Source organism: Kribbella sp. NPDC051718, from assembly GCF_040681515.1.
Taxonomy (GTDB): domain Bacteria; phylum Actinomycetota; class Actinomycetes; order Propionibacteriales; family Kribbellaceae; genus Kribbella.
The window spans coordinates 354731-376500 of record NZ_JBFAYZ010000003.1; the positions used below are offsets into that span (position 1 = coordinate 354731).

Annotated in this window: 14 protein-coding genes; 8 read left to right on the forward strand and 6 right to left on the reverse strand. The window is 67.4% G+C overall.

The window, feature by feature from the left end; translation table 11 throughout:
* The first annotated feature begins 46 nt into the window (after positions 1–46).
* Both AB0M15_RS13265 and AB0M15_RS13270 read left to right on the forward strand, forming a co-directional pair.
* Positions 47–5755, forward strand: coding sequence for an RHS repeat-associated core domain-containing protein (locus AB0M15_RS13265; protein ID WP_363817195.1), 5709 nt, complete (start codon positions 47–49; stop codon positions 5753–5755).
* 10 nt (positions 5756–5765) lie between these two features.
* Positions 5766–6383, forward strand: a complete 618-nt coding sequence (locus tag AB0M15_RS13270) for a hypothetical protein (protein ID WP_363817197.1) — start codon at positions 5766–5768, stop codon at positions 6381–6383.
* 19 nt (positions 6384–6402) lie between these two features.
* On the opposite strand, the gene pulA is transcribed toward AB0M15_RS13270, so the two are convergent.
* From pulA to AB0M15_RS13285, 3 genes are all read right to left on the reverse strand, one after another.
* Positions 6403–12090 carry a pullulanase-type alpha-1,6-glucosidase gene (gene pulA, locus AB0M15_RS13275; protein WP_363817199.1) on the reverse strand — a complete coding sequence of 1896 codons (5688 nt, stop codon included), beginning with the start codon at positions 12088–12090 and terminating at the stop codon, positions 6403–6405.
* A 113-nt stretch (positions 12091–12203) separates the two neighbouring features.
* Positions 12204–12914, reverse strand: a complete 711-nt coding sequence (locus AB0M15_RS13280; protein WP_363817201.1) for a Sir2 family NAD-dependent protein deacetylase — start codon at positions 12912–12914, stop codon at positions 12204–12206.
* Entirely contained in the window at positions 12911–13459 is a 549-nt protein-coding gene (locus AB0M15_RS13285; protein ID WP_363817203.1) for a GNAT family protein, read from the reverse strand. The genes AB0M15_RS13280 and AB0M15_RS13285 overlap by 4 nt, the downstream gene beginning before the upstream one ends.
* A gap of 66 nt (positions 13460–13525) precedes the next feature.
* Here AB0M15_RS13285 and AB0M15_RS13290 point away from each other — a divergent pair, with 66 nt between their 5' ends.
* Positions 13526–14134: a hypothetical protein gene (locus AB0M15_RS13290; RefSeq protein WP_363817205.1), complete on the forward strand. Its 609-nt coding sequence runs from the start codon at positions 13526–13528 to the stop codon at positions 14132–14134.
* 2 nt (positions 14135–14136) lie between these two features.
* Here the strand turns inward: AB0M15_RS13290 and AB0M15_RS13295 are convergent, their stop codons facing one another.
* The gene (locus AB0M15_RS13295) at positions 14137–14343 is read right to left on the reverse strand and encodes a sulfurtransferase TusA family protein (protein ID WP_363817207.1); all 207 of its coding nucleotides are present in this window, start codon (positions 14341–14343) and stop codon (positions 14137–14139) included.
* Positions 14340–15467, reverse strand: a complete 1128-nt coding sequence (locus AB0M15_RS13300; RefSeq protein WP_363817209.1) for an aminotransferase class V-fold PLP-dependent enzyme — start codon at positions 15465–15467, stop codon at positions 14340–14342. The genes AB0M15_RS13295 and AB0M15_RS13300 overlap by 4 nt, the downstream gene beginning before the upstream one ends.
* Before the next feature lie 184 nt (positions 15468–15651).
* Between AB0M15_RS13300 and coxB the strand changes: the two genes are divergently transcribed.
* The 4 genes from coxB to AB0M15_RS13320 all read left to right on the forward strand — a co-directional run bounded on the left by coxB (position 15652) and on the right by AB0M15_RS13320 (position 20039).
* Positions 15652–16461, forward strand: a complete 810-nt coding sequence (gene coxB, locus AB0M15_RS13305; RefSeq protein WP_363817211.1) for a cytochrome c oxidase subunit II — start codon at positions 15652–15654, stop codon at positions 16459–16461.
* 26 nt (positions 16462–16487) lie between these two features.
* Positions 16488–18236, forward strand: coding sequence for a cytochrome c oxidase subunit I (gene ctaD / locus AB0M15_RS13310; protein ID WP_363818430.1), 1749 nt, complete (start codon positions 16488–16490; stop codon positions 18234–18236).
* Positions 18233–18628 (forward strand): cytochrome c oxidase subunit 4, encoded by a 396-nt coding sequence (locus AB0M15_RS13315; RefSeq protein WP_343980806.1) that lies wholly within the window; start codon positions 18233–18235, stop codon positions 18626–18628. The genes ctaD and AB0M15_RS13315 overlap by 4 nt, the downstream gene beginning before the upstream one ends.
* Positions 18629–18785: 157 nt before the next feature.
* Positions 18786–20039 (forward strand): Ig-like domain-containing protein, encoded by a 1254-nt coding sequence (locus AB0M15_RS13320; RefSeq protein WP_363817213.1) that lies wholly within the window; start codon positions 18786–18788, stop codon positions 20037–20039.
* A 519-nt stretch (positions 20040–20558) separates the two neighbouring features.
* Here the strand turns inward: AB0M15_RS13320 and AB0M15_RS13325 are convergent.
* Positions 20559–21164, reverse strand: coding sequence for an alpha/beta hydrolase (locus tag AB0M15_RS13325; protein WP_363817215.1), 606 nt, complete (start codon positions 21162–21164; stop codon positions 20559–20561).
* A 62-nt stretch (positions 21165–21226) separates the two neighbouring features.
* Between AB0M15_RS13325 and AB0M15_RS13330 the strand changes: the two genes are divergently transcribed.
* Positions 21227–21598 carry a MerR family transcriptional regulator gene (locus AB0M15_RS13330; protein WP_363817217.1) on the forward strand — a complete coding sequence of 124 codons (372 nt, stop codon included), beginning with the start codon at positions 21227–21229 and terminating at the stop codon, positions 21596–21598.
* The last annotated feature ends 172 nt before the right edge of the window (positions 21599–21770 follow it).

A 21770-nucleotide genomic window follows, 5' to 3' on the forward strand; every position in this document is an offset into this window, starting at 1 on the left:
TCCCATGCGGGTATGCCCACCCGCACTGGGGAGGGGTGTCACGACTGTGAAGGAAACACGAACGCGCCGCCGGCTGGCCGGTCTCCTGGCGGCAACTCTGTTCATCTCGGTACTGGTCGGGTCGCCGCCGACCACCGTCACCGCGGCAGCGGCCGGCGGCGGTCCGAGCGTCCCACTGCCGAACGTGCCGTCCGTCAACGTCACCGGCCAGCAGATGCAGCCACGGGACAAGGACGAGGCGAGCACCCGCGCACTGAGTGGCGACCAGCCGCAGTCCGGAGCGGCCGCTGACGGGTCCGGTACGCAGCACGCGACGCAACTGGCGCCGTCCTCGACCTGGAGCGTCGCGGCGCAGTCGGGGACGTTCACCTGGTCGTACCCGATCGACGTACCGCCGTCTCCCGGTGGCCTGCAGCCTTCGCTGGCGCTGTCCTACTCCTCGTCGGCGGTGGACGGCCGGACCAGCGCGACCAACAACCAGCCGTCCTGGGTCGGTGACGGCTGGGACCTCGACGTCGGCTCGATCGAGCGGACCTATGGCGGCTGCTCCGAGGACAAGGAAGGCAGCAACAAGGGCCAGAACGCCGGCGACCTGTGCTGGCGGTCGGACAACGCCAGCGCGTCGTACCCAGGTGGTGGCGGTCAGCTCATCATCGGCGCCGACGGCTGGCGCCAGCGCAACGACAACGGCTCGCGGATCGAGAAGCTGACCGGTGCGGCCAACGGGGCCAAGGACGGTGAGTACTGGCGGATCACCACGGTCGACGGCACGCAGTACCTGTTCGGATCCCGGCCGGCTGCAAAGTCGACCTGGACCGTCCCTGTGTACGGCGACGACACCGGTGAGCCGTGTCACGGCAGCACCTTCGCCACCTCGGCCTGCACGCAGGCGTGGCGCTGGAACCTGGACCAGGTCATCGACCGGTACGGCAACGTCATCCAGTACGACTACGAGACCGAGGAGAACTCGTACGGCCAGAACGTCAAGGACACGGCCGTCTCCTACATCCGTGGCGGCTGGCTGACCAAGGCGGAGTACGGCCTGCATACCGGGCTCGACCTGCAGCCGACCGGCCGGGTGATGTTCGCGACCGCCGAGCGCTGTGTCCCCGGCAGCACCTGTGTCTACGAGAAGAAGGACAACTTCCCGGACGTCCCACTCGACGAGCGGTGTGTGGAGGCGACCTGCAAGGACCACTACTCGCCGACCTTCTGGACCACCAAGCGGCTGAGCGCGATCACCACCCAGGTACGGTCCGGCGACACGTACGCCGACGTCGACCGCTGGGATCTCGACCAGCAGTTCCCGGCGCCGGGTGACGGCGACAAGGCCGCGCTGTGGCTCAAGTCGATCACCCACACCGGGCTGGCCGGGGGTGGCTCGATCACGTTGCCGGCGGTCACGTTCGAGGGCGCGAAGATGGCCAACCGCGTCTATCAGGCCGACAACCTCTCGCCGATCATCCGGTACCGGGTCACCGGCATCGTCTCGGAGTCCGGCGGCCTCATCTCGGTCAACTACGCGCCACCGGACTGTCTCGCGCCGCCGACGAGCCCGGAGTCGAACACCAAACGCTGCTTCCCGGTCCGCTGGACGAAGAAGGACTTCGCCGAGCGCACCGACTACTTCAACAAGTACGTCGTCGAGTCGGTGATCCAGTCCGACCGGCTCAGCTCGAGCACCCAGCAAGAGATCCACTACGAGTACCTGGACGGCGCCGCCTGGCACTACGACCAGTCCGAGTTCACCCCGGCCGACAAGAAGACCTGGAACGAGTTCCGGGGCTTCGGCCGGGTGGTGATCCGCGGCGGCAGCGACCACGACGAGGCCGGCCCGATCACCCGTTCGGAGCAACGCTTCTACCGCGGCATGAACGGCGACCGGCTGAACAAGGACGGCGGCACCAAGACGGTCTCGGTGACAGACTCCGAAGGGGGAGTCCACCCCGACGAGGACTGGCTGAGCGGGATCTCCTACGAGTCGGCGACCTACGACGGCGACTCGGCCACAGTGCTCGGCAAGTCGATCACCGACCAGGTGTGGCAGGGGCCGACGGCCACTCGTGGCGCCTACAACGCCTACATCGTCAGGCCGGGAACCAACCGTGAGTTCGCCGCGCTCGACGCGGGCCGGGGCTGGCGGGTCACCAAGACCGCCACCGAGTACGACGATCGTGGTCAGGCGATCAAGGTCGACGACGCCGGTGACCTCGCCGTCAGTACGGATGACACCTGCACCCGGACGACCTATCTCCGCAACGACGCGAAATGGCTGCTCAACCTGCCCTCGCGGGTGGAGAAGGTGGCGGTGAACTGCGCCAGTACGCCGAACTACCCGGCAGACGTGCTCTCCGACGTACGGACCTCGTTCGACGGGCAGGCACCGGCGACCGCGCCGACCACCGGTTCGGTCACCCGGCTGGAGCAGCGGGTCGGCGGGCCGGCGAACGCGCCGGAGTACAAGACGATCGCCACGGCCGAGTACGACGCGCATGGCCGGCTGACCAAGAACAAGGACTCCCTCGGGAACGTCTCGACGGCCGGCTACGCGCCCGCGACGGGCGGACCGGTCGTCAGCACGACCGCGACCAATGCCCTCGGTCACACCACCACGACGACGCTGGAACCGGGCAAGGGACTGCCGGTCCTGATGGTCGACGCCAATCAGCGCCGGACCGAGTCGGCGTACGACGCCCTCGGCCGGCTGGTCGAGACCTGGCTGCCGAACCGGAGCCGTGGCGCCAAGCCACCGCAGACCGGGAACTCCCGCTACACCTACACGGTCCGCAACGACGGGCCGTCGGTGGTCACCACGTCGACCCTCGGCCCACGCGGCAACTACGTCAGCACCAACACCTTGTACGACGGCCTGCTGCGTCAGCGGCAGACCCAGTCACCGGCGGCCGGTGGGGGCCGGCTGCTGACGGATACCCGGTACGACTCACAGGGCCGGCAGGCGAAGGCCACCCAGCCCTACTACAACGACAAGCCGATCGACACCGACCTCTGGGTTGCCAACGACAACGAAGTACCAGGGCTGACGACCACCCAGTACGACGGTGGTGGACGGGCAGTGGAGCAGATCTACCGCGGTGGTGGCGACGGCCACGAGCTGTGGCGAACCAGCACCCGGTACGGCGGCGACTGGACGTCCGTCGACCCGCCGGACGGCACCACTGCGACCAGGACCTTTACGGATGCTCACGATCGGACGACCGAGCTCCGGCAGTACCACGGGTCCACGCCGTCCGGGGACTTCGACAAGACGAGCTACAGCTACACGCCGAGCGGGCGACTGGCCACTGTGACCGACTCGGCGGGCAACCGCTGGGAGTACCGCTACAACCTGCGTGATCAGGAGATCTGGCGTAGTGACCCGGACAAGGGGGTCACCACCACCAGTTACGACGACCTGGGTCAGGTGGTCTCGACCACCGATGCCCGCCAGCAGACGATGGTTCACACCTATGACGCGCTCGGCCGGAAGACGGCCGACTACGTCGGCTCCACCAGCGGGACGAAGGTCGCGGCCTGGACCTACGACGCCTTGGAGAACGGTTCGCGGGTCTTGGGGCAGCTCGCCACGGTGACCAGTTTCGGTCCCGGCGGAGCGGCCTATCGCGAGTCGGTTCTCGGGTACAACGCGCTCTACCTTCCGCTCAAGACCTCGCTGACCCTGCCGGAGACCGAGGGGCCGCTGGGGAAGACCTATGAGGCGAGTAGCACGTACAACGTCGACGGGAGTCTTGCCAGCGAGACCTACCCAGAGGTCGGCGGGCTGTTCAAGGAGTCGGTCTTCCACACGTACGACGACGCCGGACGGGCCTTGCGGACGTACGGAGGGCCCCAGGGTCAGACCGTCGAGTACGCACTGCAGACGGACTACACCCGGTACGGCGAACAGCAGCGGGTGCAACTCGGCGAGGGGGACAAGCGGGTCTGGCTCTCGAGCTACTACGACGACAGCACGCGCAAGCTCAATCGCACCATCGTCGATGCGGAACTGCCGCAGCCGATGCAGTCCGACGTGCACTACACCTACGACCCGGCCGGCCGGATCACCTCGATCGCGGATACCCCGCTGGACCGTCCGGCGGATCTCCAGTGCTTCGACTTCGACTATCTCCAGCGCCTCACCGAGGCGTGGACCCCGCAGGCCGACTGTGCGAACCCTCCCGCGAAGGACAAGCTCGCCGGCGCGGCGCCCTACTGGAACTCCTACACCTACGACAGCACCGGCAACCGCAAGACCGAGACCCGGCACTCGGGGCCCAGCGATGTCGTCAGCACCTCCACCTATCCGGCACCGGGCAGCTCGCAGCCACATGCGGTCAGTTCTGTCACCACCGGCTCGCGGACCGAGAGCTACGCCTACGACCGGAGCGGCAACACGACGGCCAAGGGCGGCCAGACCCTCACCTGGAGTCCGGACGGTCTCCTCACCAAGGTGACCCAGGCCGGCAAGGCGACCGAGTTCCAGTACGACGCCAAGGGCAGCCGCCTGCTCCGGCGGGATCCGGACAGCACCACGCTCTCCCTGGGCAATCAGGAGCTGCGACTGGACCTCGCCACCGGCGCCCTGACGGCGACCCGGTACTACGACCACGGCGGATCGGGGATCGCAGTCCGGACCCCGACCACGCTCTCGTGGCTTGCCAACGATCACCACAACACCCAGCAGATCGCGATCGACTCCCAGGCCCAGTCGGTCATCCAGCAGCGGAGCCTGCCCTTCGGTGGCCCCCGTGGGACGACCGTCGACCTGCCTGGTGAGAAGGGATTCGTGGGTGGGACTCAGGACCGGTCCACCGGCCTGACCCAGATCGGCGCCCGGGCCTACGACCCGGACACGGGCCGCTTCATCTCGGTCGACAAGATCCTCGACCCGGCTGTTCCGCAAGGGCTCAACGGCTATGCCTATGCCAACAACAGCCCGGTCAGCTCGGCCGACCCGACCGGCCTGCGGCTGTGCGACGACCCGCTCTGTACGGAGTACCAGGCCGCGGACGGAACCTGCGTCTGTCCGTCGAGCCCGGAGTTCAACGGAACCAACCTGCTGCACCCGAAGGACTACACCACCAAGCACAACGCCGTGCAGTCCGCCGCGGGTGAACGGATCGTCCGGCAGGCCCGGGCGCTCGGCTTCAAGGACATCAAGCTGCGGTACAAGGTCTTCGTGCCGCAGGGCAACAAGGACTGCGCGAACAAGACGACGTGGACGCAGATCCCGGGGTGCACCGCCGACGGTGAGGCCGACATCGTGCTGATCGCCCTGAACTGTGAGAACGGGTACTGCGCGGACACGATCTACGTCTGGGAGGTGAAGGCGCTCGGCCAGGACATCAACTACCGGGCGCAGAAGGAAGCCCAGTGGTACGCCGATCACCTCCGGGACTACTCGCAGGACGGCCACCCGGTCTTCGCGCGGACAGGCTGGCCGATCGGCGGGCCGTACCAGGACGTCGCCGGGTTCCCGAAGACGAAGTACTGGGGCATCGTCGACGGCGCGGTCACCTATGGCGACGACTCCGACGAGAAGACCACCAAGCACGTGCAGGGGCATCAGGAGATCGGAAACCTGCAGTCCTTCTCGGCCGACAACGACATGTGGAAGAAGTGGCGGCAGTCGGTACCGGCGCCGCCGCCCGCACCCGAGCCGGCGCCGGAGACAGACGACAAGTGGAAGGTCCCGCTGCCTCCCGGCGGCATTCCGATCGTCATCCCGATCGGGCCCGTGGTGATCCTGGTTCGGTGATGATGGTCGGGTGAAACCTCTCGACGAGCTGGTGAAGGCGGTCGCGCCGGTGTTCGGCGCGGCCGGCTTCCGGAAGTCCGGCCGGCGGTATCTGCTGATGCCGCCGGCCGGCGATCCGGGCAACGCCGTACTGGCCACCTTCGCCCCGTTCACCGGCGACCCGGCCAAGGTCGGCTTCCACCTCGAGTGGGCCGTGATCCCGTCCGCGGGCTTCGCCTTCCACGCCGGCTCGAAGTCGCCCTCGGTCACCTGGGGCGTGATCGCCGACCGTGTACCAGCCCCGCCCGCCTTCGTGACGGGCTCAGCCAGCGAGCTGTGGTCGTACCCGATCTCCGAAGGCCCGGACCGCTGCGCCGCAGCCGTCACAGAGGTATTGACCGGCGGCCTGCTGGACCGCCTGCTGTCCTTCCAAGATCGCGCCCAGGTCCTCCGCGCCATCGACGAAGGCACCCTCGGCACCGGCCTCCCCACCGAAATCCCCCGCGGCCGCCCCTGGCGCTACCTCTCCATGCACATCGACGACGGCAACCCGACTGAGCTGGAGACCATGCTCGACCAACTGCACGGCGCCCCACCAGGCAACCCCTTCGCCGCCTGGTGGCGCGAACGCCTGGCCGCCCGCTCGTAGGGTGACCGAAGTCTTTCTGTCAGGGCTGGACTAGTACTGCGACCGTGCGGGCCGGGACTGTTGCTGTGCCGGTCGAGGTGGTCCAGGTGGTTTGTTTGACGGTGGAGTCGGAGCCGGCGGCTTGGACGGGGGAGAGGGAGAGGTTGGCGCCCGCCAGGCCGGGGATCTGCTGGGTTACTGGTGAGCTGGTGGTGTTGAAGACGACTACGAGGCCCTTGAGGTTCGGGTCGACGTTGGGGCCGACGGTGTCGTCGATGCGGAGGACGACTACGCCGGGCTTGGCCGCTGGGGTGCCGCTGAGGGGGTAGGAGAGTTTCTGGTTGATGAGGTCCGCTGAGCCCAGCCGGAAGAGCGGAGTGGAGAAGCGGAGCTTCAGGAGGTCAGCCGCGGCGGCGCTTGCCGTCGTCACGTCGGCCTGGGAGGGCTTCAACGCCGGGTTGGCGAGCAGCGGCTTCATGAACGGCCACTTGGCTTCGTTGTCCGGTTTCGGGGGCAGGCCGTGGCCGAAGCCGTTGTCGGCGCCCGTCCAGTCGAGGGTGTTGAACCAGTCGCCCGAATCGTACGAGTTGCGGTCCAGCGACTTACTGCGCAGCAGGTCAGCACCCGCGTGCCAGAACGACGGGGTCTGGGCCAGCGCGGTCGTTGCCAGCGACAACGTGTTCATCCGGACCCGGTCGGCCATCGGCAGCGCCGCGGGCAGCTTGTAGGTGAGCGAGTCCCACAACGTTTCGTTGTCATGGGCATCGACATAGCTGATCACCTCGACCGGCTGATCGGCGTACCCGGCGGGTGATCCGTTGTAGTCGACACCGTCACCCCGTACCTCCGCCCCACTGTCCGCCGAGCGGAAGGTGAACGAGCGCAGGTTGCCCGCCAGCCCGAGCTGGACCAGGTCGGTGTCGTGCGCGAGCCGCTTGGCCTGCTCGGCCGGCGTACCGTTGATCGGCGCGCCGTTCGGGTCGCTGGCCGCGCCGGAGCCGAAGCCCTGCACCCGCGGGTCGTCGTCGAACGGGCCGCCGCCGCGGACCGCGTCGCGCATCCGGTCGGAGAAGGTGCCGATCCCGGTACCACCGAGATTGCCCTGGGACGCCTGCACGAAGAGCGCGTTGTTCGCGACCTCGCCGAAGTTCCAGCCCTCGCCGTACAGGTAGATCTTCTTGCCGTCGACGCCGTCCTTGGCCAGTGTCAGCTTGTCCAGGGCGGCCCGCACCTTGAGCAGATTCGCCTTGCTGTGATGGCCCATCAGGTCGAAGCGGAAACCGTCGACGTGGTAGTTCCGCGCCCACGACACGGTGCTGTCGACCATGATCTTTTCGGCCATCGCGTGCTCGGTGGCGATGTTGCTGCAGCAGGTCGACGTCTCCACGCCACCGGTCTTGTTCAGCCGCTGGTAGTAGCCCGGTACGACCTTGTCCAGCACCGACGTCGGCGCCTGACCGGCGGCCGGCGTGTGGTTGTAGACCTGATCCAGTACAACCCGCAGGCCGGACTTGTGCAGCCCACCGACCATCGTCCGGAACTCGGCAACGCGCGCCAGCCCGTCCTTCGCCGTGGCGTACGACCCCTCCGGCGCCAGCCAGTGGTACGGGTCGTAGCCCCAGTTGAAGCCGTCCTTCGCGGCGATCGCAGTGACGCACGCCTGCTGCTGATCCGAGTCCGCCGGGTACGACTTGAGATCACACGCGGGCGTCTGCTGCCCGGTCTCCGGGATCGACGCGATGTCGAACGTCGGCAGCAGGTGCACGGTGTTCAACCCGGCCTGCGCGAGCGACCGCAGATGCTTGGTGCCGTTCCCTTCGTCCGCGAACGCCAGGTAGGTCCCGCGATGAGCCGCCGGCACCGACGCGTCATTGATCGAGAAGTCCCGCACATGCAGCTCGTAGATGGTCGAGTCGACCGCCCGGGCCAACTTCGGCGACGGCGTGCCACTCCAAAGCGCCGGCTTGCCTGCCTGGCTTTCGAGATTCACCGCGACCGAGTAGGCCGAATCGGTGGCGAGCGCGACCGAGTACGGATCGGTGACGACGTTCGTCTCCACCTTGCCGGTGCTCGGCGCGTACACCTTCACCTCGAACCGGTAGAGCGCGTTCTCCCAGCTCCGCTTCCCGTCCGCGGTCCACGAACCGTCGGTGTTGCGCTGCATCGCGATCCGCTCCGCGCCCAGCAGCAAAGTGACACTCTGCGCGGTCGGCGCCCACAAGGAGAACTTGGGCGTCCCGCCGTTCCACGTCACGCCGTACGAGCGATCCGCCGCGGCACCGTACAGATCATCCAGTACGCCGGGAATCTGCACCCCTGTCGCGTCGAGCAGCCGCCCGGCATCGTCGTACTGCGCCAGCCCGAGCTGCCCGGTCAGGATCTTCTTCGCGTCGCCGTGATCCAGCCTCAGTGCCACATAGCCCCTGAGTGCTGGGAATTTCTCCAGCACCTTCGGCGGGATGCCGTTCGGGTCGACGCGCAGCCCGGCCGAGGTGCCGCCGATGTCGTCGGCGTCCACCGCCAGCGACCCGGTCGGCGACCAGTGCAGCCGCCAGCGCGACCACTCCGGATGCGCGACCGCCGGTACCGCGAGCAGGTCCTTGCCGAGCCAGTACGCCTTGGCCTGCTTGAGATCCGGCTGCGCGCCAGGCTTGGAGGTCGTCACCGTGAGCACGTGGGTCGCGAGGACGTACGAGAACGTGACGACCAACCCGTCGCCCGGAACGGTGATCGGGATGTTGCCCCCGGTCGGGCTGCCCCCGGCGCCGTAGCTCTCGTCCCACGAAAGGCCGTGTGCGACCTTGGCCTCATAGCTGCCTGCTCCGATCTTGCTCGTCGACCAGGTGAAGGTGCCGTCGCCATCCTGGTCGGTCAGCCAGGGACGCATGCAGTCGGGGGACCAGTCGGCCGGACAGCCCAGCTCCGACTGGAACGACCCCGGCACCGTGACGATCGGCCCCTCGGCGGACGAGGTGGCGAAGTGCCGGCCGTGCTCGTAGTAGAAGGTCATCGGGGTCGCCGGGGCGGTGTAGGAGATGTTGGCGCCGTTGGCGTTGCCGCCGGCTCCGTAGTTCTCGTCCCAGGTCTTGTTGATCGCCGCCTTGTACGCGTGTTCCCCAGCAGGGAGCGTGTAGGTGCCCTTCCAGACCTGGTCCTTCGGGTCCAGGGTGAGTTGCGCCTGGTCGCAGTCGGGTGACCAGTCCGCGGGACAGCCCATCTCGCTGTTGTGATCGCCCGGCACGCTGACGTTGGCCGGCTGGGAGACCGGGTCCTGGCCTCCACCGCCTGGGGTCGGGGCCGGGGCGTCCCCGACGATGCCGTACGAGCCTGATACCGAGTAGTTGCCAGACGCATCCTTCAGGACTGCCCGGTATTCGAGCAGGGTGCCCTTGGGGAGCTTGCTGACGTCCTGGAACACCCGGTAGGGCGCGTTGTCGTCGGTCCCTAGGCGCTGCCAAGCCGTAGTACCGACTGGGCGGTAGCCGAAGGTCACTGTGACCGGGGTGTTGGCGGGGACGGCTGCTCCGATCTCTGCGCGACCGCTGACGGCTGCACCCGGCTCCGGGGAGCTCAGATAGACCGGGGGAGCGGCCTGCCGACGGGGGAGCTGCTCTGTGGCCTTGTAGACGTAGACGGACAGCGGCGGCACAGTGGCGACCACTCGCCCCTCTTCATCCGCCCTGAGCTGCTTGCCGCCACCGTAGATCCACCTGAACCGGCCGTTCTCCATGTACGTCGGAATGGTCGCCGTCTTGGTCGTCGTGGCGTTGTTGGCGATGACCAGGTACTCCGTGTTGTCCTTTCCGAACCGGCTGAAGGCGTAGAGCCCGCCAGTGTTGGAGGAGTAGCGGTGTACCTGGGTGCCGTCGGCCAGTGTCGGGTACTTCGCCCGCAGCTCGGCCAGCCCCGCGATGTGCTTGTACATCGGGGAGTCGGTGTTGAAGCTGTCCTTGCTGCCGATCGTCGAGGTACCGGTGCCGTCCACGACCTCGTCGTCGGTGTAGTCGGCGGTCTTGGTCGCGAACATGTCCTGCCGCGCGTCCTTGTCGCCACCCGGCCCGGTGAAGCCCTGCTCGTCGCCGTAGTAGATCACCGGCTGGCCGCGGGTCAGGTACATCAGCGAGTGCGCCAGCTCGTCGCGCTGCAGCAGTTCTTGGCCGTTGGCGCCGGACTGCTTGATGAAGGTGCCGACCCGGCCCATGTCGTGGTTGCCGAGGAAGGTCGGCAGTTGGTAGGCGTTCGAGTCGGCGTCGGTGTAGTAGTCGTCGTTGGCGTAGAGGTCGCGGAGCTTGGTGCTCGGGTCACCCTTGGCGTAGGCGACCGCGTTCTGCTGGAACCCGAAGTCGAGGGTCGCCTGCAACGCGCCGGCCGTCGTGTACGTGGACATGAACTTCGGGTCGGCGTCGTAGACCTCGCCGAACATGAAGAAGTTCTTGGTGCCCTTCGCCTTGGCCGCTTCGAGGATCTTCGGCGAGAACTTCTGCCAGAACTCCAGGTTCACGTGCTTGACGGTGTCGATCCGGAAGCCGTCGATACCGAGCTCGGCCCAGGTCTTGTAGACGTCGATCATCCCGTCGCGGACCTTCGGCTGCTCGGTGAACAGGTCGTCCAGCCCGACGAAGTCACCGTACTCCGCGGATTCGCCGGCGAAGGTCGAGTCGCCGCGGTTGTGGTAGAGCGTGGGGTCGTTCAGCCAGGCCGGCTGCTTGACCGTCGCGTCCGCCGGGGTCTTGAAGATCGGTACGTTCGGGAAGGACGTCTGCGCGTCGAGCGGCGGGAAGGTGTCGCCGCCGGCGTACAGCTTGTCGTCGAAGACGTTGCCTCCTGCATCCTTGTACGGCGAGGTCGACTTGGGGATGTAGCCGTACTGGCCGGACTGGTAGGCGATCACGTCCGCGGTGTGGTTGGTGATGATGTCGAAGAAGACCTTCATCCCCTTCTTGTGTGCCAGCGTGATCAGTTGCTGCATGTCGGCGTTGGTGCCCAGGTGCGGGTCGATCTGGGTGAAGTCGGTGATCCAGTAGCCGTGGTAGCCGGCGCTCACGTTCGCGCCCTCGCCCTGGACCGGCCGGTTCTTGAACGACGGGGTCAGCCAGATGGACGTCGTACCGAGGGACTTGATGTAGTCGAGCTTCTGCATCACGCCGGCCAGGTCGCCACCGTGGTAGAAGCCCTTGTCCGTCGGGTCCAGCCCGGTGGTCAGCCGGTCGCCGGTGAGGCCGCCGGAGTCGTTGGCCTTGTTGCCGTTGGCGAACCGGTCGGCCATCAGGAAGTAGAAGCGTTCCTTGGTCAGATCCTGCCGCAGGCTCGGCGATGCGAGCGCCTTGTCGGCCGCGGTCACCCCGGTCCCGGCCAGGTCGACCGGTTTCATCGAGACGCGGTGGCTGGTGTCGTCGTAGCTGAACTGGACCTTGGCCGGCCCTTCCAGGCGCAGCGGGATGTTGGCCCCGTTGAGCACACCGCCGGCGCCGTAGTTCTCGTCCCAGGCGCCGTTGACGGTCACCTTGAACTCGTAGCTACCGGCCGGCACGTCGAACACCTTCGTGTACGGCGCGGCGGCTCCCAGGCTGGTCGCTGCACAGCCCGGATCCCAGTCGCCCGGACAGCCGAGCTCACTCTGCAGCGAACCGGCGACCGTGATCACCCGCTGCGCTTGTGGTGTCGCCTGTTGTGCCGTCGCGGCCGACGCCGTGCCCAGTCCCAGCGCGATCACCGCCGCCACGGTCACGCCTGCAGTCCATCGCCTGAAACCACGCATGTCGGTCCCCTCCCACGCCCATTGCGACCTGCCGGGGACGCTAACCCGCTCCCCAGCCCGACGGAAGGCCTGGAAGGTCGCGGTCAGGTGACGAGGCCGGGAAGGGTTTCCTCGATCGGGGTGGTCAGGACGGCGGTGGCTTCCTCGTCGTACGGCGTGGGCTCGGCGTTGAGGATGATCAGCGGGATACCTGCTCGGAGGGCCAGATCGCAGAAGCCGGCGGCTGGGTAGACCTGGAGCGAGGTGCCGATCGCCAGGAAGAGGTCGGCGGTTCGGGTGGCTGTCGCGGCGGCGTCGAGGACCGTTTGGTCCAGGGATTGGCCGAACGAGATGGTGGCCGACTTGAGGATGCCGCCGCAGACCTCGCAGGACGGGTCGGGGTCGCCTGCCTCGAGGCGGGGGAGGACGTCGGCCATGGGGATGCGACGGGCGCAGGTCAGGCAGTCGACGTACCAGACGGTGCCGTGGAGTTCGTGGACGAGTGCGGATCCGGCCTTCTGGTGCAGGCCGTCGACGTTCTGGGTGATCAGGCCGGTGAGGCGGCCCTGGCGCTCCAGATCGACCAGGGCGCGGTGGCCGGCGTTGGGCTCGGCGTCCCAGGCTGCGGCTGCCCGGCGGAACTTCCACGCCTCGGCACGGACTTCGGCCGAGGCGACGTACTCGTCGATGTCGAACATGGCCTGCGCCGCCGGGTTCTTCGTCCACAGACCCTGCGGACCACGGAAGTCCGGGATTCCGGAGGCGGTGGAGATCCCGGCGCCGGTCAGTACGGCGATGCGTTCTCCGTCGATCACGCCGGCTTCCAGTCCGTCGCCAGTACCGCCATCACAATCTCGTCCACCCACTCACCATCCCACTTGAGCGCATCCCGGCGCACACCTTCGGTCACGAAACCGGCCTTCTCGTACGCCCGCTGGGCCCTCGGATTGAAGGCGTAGACCCCCAACTCGATCCGATGCAGCCCAAGCTTCTCGATCCCGTACCCGACAATCAGCCGCGTTGCCTCGGTACCCAGCCCGCGCCCCTGCCCCGCCGGACCGATGAGGATCCGGAAGTTGCAACTCTCATCCTCCGGACTCCACTCGTTGAGCACCGCCTCGCCGACGACCTCACCGCTGGCCTTGTCGACGATCGCCAGATCCAGCCGGTCGGTCTGCTCACCCCTGGTCCGGTACCACTTCCGCGCCGCCTCTTCCCCGATCTCCCCACGGCTCCCCGTGAACCGCACCACGTCGGGATCGTCCATGGCGACCTGCATCGCCGGATAGTCATCCTCGGTCACCGGCCTCAGGACAACCAGCTCGCCGGTCAGCGTTGGCTTGTACGAGAAGTCAGTCATGCCGGGAAGCTTGCCGGTAGATGCAAAAGGATGGCCAACGGTTTTCGGCGGGCCCTACCCTGCGCCATGACTGGTTTCGGGACGCGACTGCTGGCGGCAGCCCTCCTACTGACCCTGGTCGGCTGCGATCCGGCGATCGACGTACCGGATCAGAGTCAGCGCACGACCGCCACTCCGTCGCGTCCGGTGATGTCACAGGCGGCACCGGCCACTGGTGGTCCGGCCATCGCCGCCGCCTCCGGTACGGCGGAGTGTGCCGACCCGAAGGGCGAGGTGAAGGGTGTCGACCTCACCGCGGTCCGGATCACCGGGGACGGGCATCGGCTGGCGATCGTTTTCCAGCTCGCGAAGGCATTGCCGGCGAACGGCTATCTGAGCCTCGGCGCCACCGGCACCGCCGACCGGTCGGCGATCTACTTTCTGAGCCCCGACAAGACCGGGAAGGCCAGACAGTTCTACTGGCTCTTCGACCAGCCGCCCGTCTCTCTGAACGACGTCCGGATCGCGGGCTCGACCATCACGCTGGTGTTCCCGGCAGCGTCGCTGAAGGGATTTCCAGCCCACTGGACGTGGCACGCGGCAGTCGGCGTGATGGGGTCGGGTGACCGGCGGATCGAGAGCGATACCTGCCCGGACGTGACCCGGCAGATCGGGCTGAACAAGTTCCCCGGCTGAGGTCAGCTGAGGCGGCGTACGACGTACTCGTCGCCGGTCGCTGAGACGAGTTCCTGGGCGCGCATCCGGCACCAGGCCGGGATGTCGATCGCGGCGGCGGGGTCGTCGGCGAGGAGGGTGATGGTGTCGCCGATCTGCAGGCTGGGGAACGCCTGGGCGAGCTTGATCACGGGGAGTGGGCAGAGCATGCCGCGGCAGTCCAGCGTCACATGCCCACCTCGGCCCGGATCCGCTGCACGATGCCGGGCAGGACGCCGGCGAAGCGGTCGACGTCGTCGTGGGTGGAGGTACGGCCCAGGGAGACCCGGATGTTGCCGTGAGTCAGCACGCCCATCGCCGCGAGCACATGCGACGGGCGCAGCGTGCTCGCAGTACAGGCTGAGCCGCTGGACACGGAGAAGCCCTCTGCGTCCAGAGCGGTGACCAGCGCTTCGCCGTCGACGTACAGGCAGGAGAAGGTGAGTACGTGTGGCAGGCGATCGTCCGGGTCGCCGACCACCTCGACATCGGTGATGTCTGCCGCGACCCGGTGGCGCAGCTCGTCGATCCACGCCCGGTGCTGCTTGTTGAGCTCATCGGCCTCCAGCAGGCGCGCCTGCAGCGCCGCTGCGGCCGCTAGAGCTGCAGGGACGTTCGGGTGGCCGGGGGAGAGGCCGTCCTCTCGCTCATCCACCGGCCAGCTCGGCGCGAGCCGCGTCCCCTTCCGTACTGCGAGCAGCCCCACGCCCGCCGGCCCGCCCCACTTGTGCGCACTGGCGGTCAACGCGGACCACCCGGCCGGTACGACGTCATGCGCGATCGAGGCGGCTGCATCGACGAACAACGGCACCTGCGCGGCCGCACACGCCTCGGCGAGTTCTGCGATCGGCTGGCGAGTGGCGACCTCGTGGTTGGCCGACTGGAGTGCAGCGACGGCTACACCGGGTTGGCTGACCTGTGCTTTGAAGGCGTCCAGGTCGACTCGTCCGAGGCTGTCGACGGGGACCTCGTACGGCGTACCGGCTGCTGCCGCCGCGTGGAGTACGGCGGAGTGCTCCACCGCGGAGTGCACGACAACGTCCCCGACCCGCCCCCGGGCAGCCGTCACAGCGAGCAAGCCGGCGTGGATCGCGGCCGTCCCCGAGGTGGTGAAGAACAGCTCGTCCACCCGTACTCCGAGGCCTTCGGCCAGCACCGCGCGGGCGTTGTCGAGCAGCAGTCTGGCGGTCCGTCCTTCGTGGTGCAGCCGGGCCGGATCGGCCCATCCGGATTCCAATGCCGAGAGCAACACTTCCCGCGCTGCGGGATGCAGTGGTTCCGCCGTAGCGGCATCTAGGTATGCACGGTTGCTCACACGGGAAACGCTAAGCCCTACCTATGCGCAGAACCGTCAGAGGTGTCCAGTAGTGTTCTGTCGTCAGTCTCACCTGGGAAGGGAAAGGCGCCCCGTGGGTTCGAACGGCACGCCCGGAGTGGTGCGCGCAGCAGGTCTGAAGAGGGCCCGCGCCGCGGTACGTCCGGCGAAGCGACGCTTGCTGGTGGCGACGTCAGTAGCGGTCGGCACGTTGGTGCTGACCGGCTGCTCGTCGGAGACCACCGAGCAGTGGAAACGGCTCGGTCTGCCCCCGGGCGCGTCCGACCGCACCGAGGCGATGAAGAGCCTCTGGATCGGCGCCTGGATCGCCGCCCTGATCATCGGTGTCCTCACCTGGGGCCTGATCCTGTACGCCTCGGTCCGGTTCCGCCGGCGCAACGAGGACGCCCCGCGGCAGACGCGCTACAACCTGCCGCTCGAGGTGCTCTACACGCTGGCGCCGTTCGCGATCATCGGTGTGCTGTTCTTCTACACCGTGGAGCACGGCAACAAGATCACGCACATGTCGGACAACCCGTCCCACACGATCAACGTGGTCGGCCAGCAGTGGCAGTGGACCTTCAACTACAAGGACACCGTCGACGGGCAGGAAGGCGTCTGGGAGACCGGCACGCTGGACAACCCCGCGACGCTGTGGCTGCCGGTGAACGAGTCGGTGCACTTCGACCTGACCTCGCCGGACGTCATCCACTCGTTCTGGGTGCCGGCCTTCTACTTCAAGCTCGACGTCATCCCGGGCCGTACCAACAAGCTCGAGCTGACCCCGACCAAGACCGGCACCTTCGCGGGCAAGTGCGCGGAGCTGTGCGGCCTCTACCACAGCCGGATGATCTTCACCGTCAAGGTGGTCACCGCGGACGAGTACCAGGCGCACCTCAAGGAGCTGGCCGCGAAGGGCCAGACCGGGGCGGCGACCGGCGGTCAGGACGCGACGACCATTCCCGGCCACGGTGAGCAGGAGGGCGAGAAGTGACCGACTTCGCCGAGCGCACAGGCGCCATCGGTGCGGCGACCGCGCTGCCCAGGCGGCGCAGCAAGGGCCAGATCGCGGTCAAGTGGCTGACCACCACCGACCACAAGCTGATCGGGCATCTGTACCTGATCACGTCGTTCGCGTTCTTCCTGATCGGTGGCGTGATGGCGCTGCTGATCCGGGCCGAGCTGGCCAAGCCGGGTCTGCAGATCGTCAACGAAGAGGTCTACAACCAGCTCTTCACCATGCACGGCACGATCATGCTGCTGCTGTTCGCCACCCCGCTGTTCGTCGGCTTCGCGAACGTGATCATGCCGGTCCAGATCGGCGCTCCCGATGTCGCGTTCCCGCGGCTGAACATGTTCAGCTTCTGGCTGTTCCTGTTCGGCGGCCTGATCACGATCAGCGGCTTCTTCACGCCGGGCGGTGCGGCCGACTTCGGCTGGTTCGCCTACGCGCCGCTGTCGAACGCGGTCCGCTCGCCGGGTGTCGGTGGTGACCTGTGGATCATGGGTCTGTGGATGGCCGGTCTGGGCACCATCCTGGGTGCGGTCAACTTCGTCACCACGATCATCACGATGCGCGCCCCCGGTATGACGATGTTCCGGATGCCGATCTTCACCTGGAACATCCTGGTGACGTCGATCCTGGTTCTGATCGCCTTCCCGATCCTGGCCGGCGCGCTGCTGATGCTGGAGGCGGATCGGGCCTTGGGGGCTCACGTCTTCGACGCGGCCAATGGCGGGCCACTGCTGTGGCAACATCTGTTCTGGTTCTTCGGGCATCCCGAGGTCTACATCATCGCGCTGCCGTTCTTCGGCATCATCACCGAGATCCTGCCGGTCTTCAGCCGCAAGCCCGTCTTCGGCTACATCGGCCTGGTCGGCGCGACGCTGTGGATCGCGGTCCTCTCGGTGGCGGTGTGGGCACACCACATGTTCGTCACCGGGGCGGTGAACCTACCGTTCTTCTCGTTCATGACATTTTTGATCGCGGTGCCCACCGGGGTGAAGTTCTTCAACTGGATCGGCACCATGTGGGGCGGCTCGGTGTCCTTCGACACCCCGATGCTGTGGTCGGTCGGCTTCCTCACCACCTTCCTGTTCGGCGGCCTGACCGGCGTCATCCTGGCGTCGCCGGCGCTGGACTACCAGCTGTCCGACTCGTACTTCGTGGTCGCGCACTTCCACTACGTCGTCTTCGGCACGGTGGTGTTCGCGATGTTCGCGGGCTTCTACTTCTGGTGGCCCAAGATGACCGGCCGGATGCTCGACGAGAAGCTCGGCAAGCTGCACTTCTGGCTGCTGTTCATCGGCTTCCACACGACCTTCCTGGTGCAGCACTGGCTGGGTGTCGAGGGCATGCCGCGGCGCTACGCGTCGTACGGGGCGAACGAGGGCTTCACCACGCTGAACGAGGTCTCCAGCGTCGGCGCCTTCATTCTCGGCCTGTCGATGCTGCCGTTCTTCTACAACGTCTACAAGTCGCGCAAGTCGCCGCTGGTCGGTGTCGACGACCCGTGGGGCTGGGGCCGCTCGCTGGAGTGGGCGACCAGTTCCCCGCCGCCGCGGCACAACTTCGTCAGCCTGCCCCGGATCCGGTCCGAGAGCCCCGCTTTCGACCTCCACCACCCGGAGATCGCCATGGCGGAGTACCCGGACAGCGGTGCCGGGCGGGACAACCTGCTGGACGCCGGCGAGGACCAGGGCCGGGTCGAGAACCTGGAACGCAACATCGCGGCCGGCGACGGCGCGGACGGAGAGGGTAAGGCATGAAGGCGGAGGCCTGGGTCTTCGGCATCCTGACGGTGTTCGTCCTGATCGTGACGCCGATCTACTGGATCATGTCCGAGGACCCCACCGGCACCACCGCGCTGGTGATGACGTTCTTCCTGTCCCTGCTGGTCGCGTTCTACCTGACCATCACCGGCCGCCGGATGGACGCCCGGCCGGAGGACCGCAAGGAAGCCGAGATCGTCGAGGGAGCCGGTGAGCTGGGCTTCTTCCCGCCGTACTCCTGGTGGCCGCTGTGGTGCGCCGGCACGGTCTCGGTGATCGTGCTCGGGCTGGTCTTCGGCTGGTGGCTGTTCATCGTCGGCGCCGGCATCGGCATCGTCACCCTGAGTGGCTGGGTCTTCGAGTACTACCGCGGTGATCACGCTCACTAACTGCTCAAGTCGTAAACTTTTCCGGCTTGCCGGACGTCACCAGTACAGCGGGCCGTGGGGGCTCCGCCGTACTGGTGACGTATGCAGTGCGTGGTTATGACCGTTCGGCGAGTTAGGCTTCGCGTGGCGGCTGAACGTTATCTCAGGGGAGCTCAGGGTGTTGAGTAGTACGGTCCGTAAGCACGGTCTTGCCGTGGCGGGGATCTGCGCGATGCTGCTGGTCGGCACCGCCTGCAGCGACACGAAGGCGGGCGATCCGGCGCCGTCCGCGGGGAACACACAGGGCAGCACGAACCCCACCGGTGGCCCGTCGACGCCAGGCTCGAGCAGCACGCCGTCGAGCGATCCGGCCGCGGCGAACGTCCAGATCGTCCCGGCGAAGGGTGCCTCCGCGGTCAAGCCCGACCAGGCGGTCAGCGTGACGAGTACCGGCGGTGAACTGTCCGGCATCACGCTGAAGGACTCCGACGGCAACGAGATCGACGGCAGCCTGAACGCTGACAAGACCGTGTGGACCGCCGAGCCCGGGCTCAAGCCGGGCGCGAAGTACACGCTGTCCGGCTCGGCCAAGGGCACCGACGGCGCCTCCATCCCGATCAGCTCGACCTTCAAGACGCTGACCCCGGCCGGCGGCAAGCTGAAGGCCTCGGTCGCCCCGCTCGACGGAGAGACCGTCGGCGTCGCGATGCCGATCCAGATCTTCTGGAACAACCCGGTCAAGGACAAGGCCGCGGTCGAGAAGCGCCTGAAGGTGACCACCTCGGTCCCGGTCGAGGGCTCCTGGTCGTGGCAGAACAGCAAGCAGGTCAACTACCGCCCGAAGACGTACTGGCCGGCCGGCACCAAGGTCACGGTCGACATCAAGACCCAGGGCGTCAACGCCGGCGGCAGCATCTGGGGCAACGCGAACCGCAAGATCAGCTTCACCATCGGCAAGTCGGTCGTCACCACCGTCAACGTCAAGAAGCACACGATGACGGTCGCGATCAACGGCAAGCTGGCCCGGACCATCCCGATCACCGCGGGCAAGGACGGCTTCACCACCCGCAGCGGCGTCAAGGTCATCATGGAGAAGTTCAAGACCAAGCGGATGGACGCCGCCACCATCGGCATCAAGCCCGGCGACCCGAACTACTACAACATCAGCAACGTCCAGTGGGCCCAGCGGGTGACCAGCTCCGGCGAGTTCATCCACGGCGCCCCCTGGTCCGGCGGCGCCCAGGGCAGCGAGAACGTCAGCCACGGCTGCGTCGGCATGAGCCTCAAAGACGCCCAGTGGTACTTCGGCCAAACCCTCCGCGGCGACCCGGTCGTAGTCACCGGCACCACCCGCCACATGGAAAAGGGCAACGGCTGGACCGACTGGAACGAAACCTACGCCCAGTACAAAGCAGGCTCAGCCCTAGCCTGAAGTCTTTCGACAGCAGCCGACCGGTACTTCCGGTCGGCTGCTGTTTTGCGTGCGACGGCATTCCCCACGCCAGCGCCTACGCTCGCTCCCTACGGCCGCCAGCTCCCACCCGCCCGTGAAAGCCGCTCGTCCGTCGCGCGAAGACACCCACCTGGCCGGCACCCGCAGATCCCCCAAGCTGCTCCTACGACCCGGGACCGACGCACCCGACCCGCCCGACGCACGGCATTCCCCACGCCAGCGCCGCACGCACCGCGCCAGCGCTCGTGCCAACGCCTCGAGCCAGCGCCCAGCGCCAGCGGCCCGTGCAGCACCCCGCTCCGGTGTCGCACCCGGGTCGGCTCCCAATCACCCCCGCGCCAACGCCAGCGTCCGCTCCGGTGTCGCACCGGGGCCGGCTCCCAATCACCCCCGCGCCGACGCCAGCGTCCGCTCCGGCGTTGCACCGGGGCCGGCTCCCATTCACCTCCGCGCCGACGCCAGTGTCCGCTCCGGCGTTGCACCCGCGCCGGCTTCCAATTACCTCCGTGCCAGCGCCCGTTGCTGCGTGGCTGGGGGTTGGATGTGGAGGGGGCGGAGGGCTTGGGGGAGGGTGGTGAAGCCGTCTGTGGTGAGGAAGTGGCCGGCAGCGGGGATGACTGTGGGGGTTGTGTTGAGAAGGGCGGCCAGGTGGTCGGTGTGGGGTGGAGGGACGTAGGGGTCGGCGTCTGAGCGGAGGATTGTCAGGTGGTTGATCTTCGCGCTGATGTCGTCCAGGGGAGAGCCGTCGGCTATGTAGGGGCCTAGGTCTGGGATGGCGGGTAGCGGGTCTACGAAGCCGGATACCAGGATCAGGGTGCCTAGCCGCCAAGGGGTGCGGAGTGAGGCTAGGTGGCGGAGGACCGTTAGGCAGCCGAGGCTGTGGGCGACTATGAGTGAGTTCTGGTCGGGGGTGCCTACGGCAGTACGGACGGCTGCTGACCATTGGGTGGGGTCGGGGTGGAGTGGGTTTGGGAGGCGGGGGACTGTGGTGGGGATTCCGTGGGCCTCCAGTTGTTCGGCGAGCCAGGGGAACCAGTGGTCTTCGGGGGTTGCGCCGTAGCCGTGGATGATGGAGGCGCGTCGGTGAGTTGTACCTGGTGTCATGACGCAGGACGGTATGGCTTCACGTCAGCGTGAAGGTCAAGTCGACGAGGGGGAGGCGGCAGGTGCTGATCGGTGAGCTGGCTGAGGTGACCGGAGTGAGCGCACGGGCGCTCAGGCATTACGAGGACCAGGAGCTGCTGGTGCCGGAGCGCGACACCAACGGCTACCGCAACTACGCGGAGGCCGACGTCATCCGGGTGGCTCAGATCAAGGCGATGATCGCCGCTGGGCTGGGGACGGCGACCATCCGGCAGTACCTCGAGTGCGCTCGTACTGGCGAGCACGGAACGACTCTGGAGCTGTGCCCTCGGCTAACAGCTGAGCTCGAGTCTCTGGCCGGGCGGCTTGATGCCCGGCAGGCCGAGCTCCGCGATACTCGACGACGTCTGAGCGGTCTTGCCTCGCGGAGCTCGGAGCTGTCGGCGTCTGCCTGAGCTTGGCTAGGCGTTGTCGCAGAAGACGGCGGTCAGGAGCTTGGGAGAGCCTTGCCGAATGCGGTGGCTACGTCGATGGGCGCGTCGCCTGTGGTCACCGAGGCGGTCATCGTGCGAGTGCCGTCGGCGTTGCTGTACATGAGAGAGCTCCGTAGCCGCCAGGCGGGCTGCC

Coding starts and splice junctions, on each gene's coding strand:
- AB0M15_RS13285 (WP_363817203.1), bottom strand. CDS start 13,459: ATGACTGACTTCTCGTACAAGCCAACGCTGACCGGCGAGCTGGTTGTC.
- AB0M15_RS13290 (WP_363817205.1), top strand. CDS start 13,526: ATGACTGGTTTCGGGACGCGACTGCTGGCGGCAGCCCTCCTACTGACC.
- AB0M15_RS13315 (WP_343980806.1), top strand. CDS start 18,233: ATGAAGGCGGAGGCCTGGGTCTTCGGCATCCTGACGGTGTTCGTCCTG.
- AB0M15_RS13325 (WP_363817215.1), bottom strand. CDS start 21,164: ATGACACCAGGTACAACTCACCGACGCGCCTCCATCATCCACGGCTAC.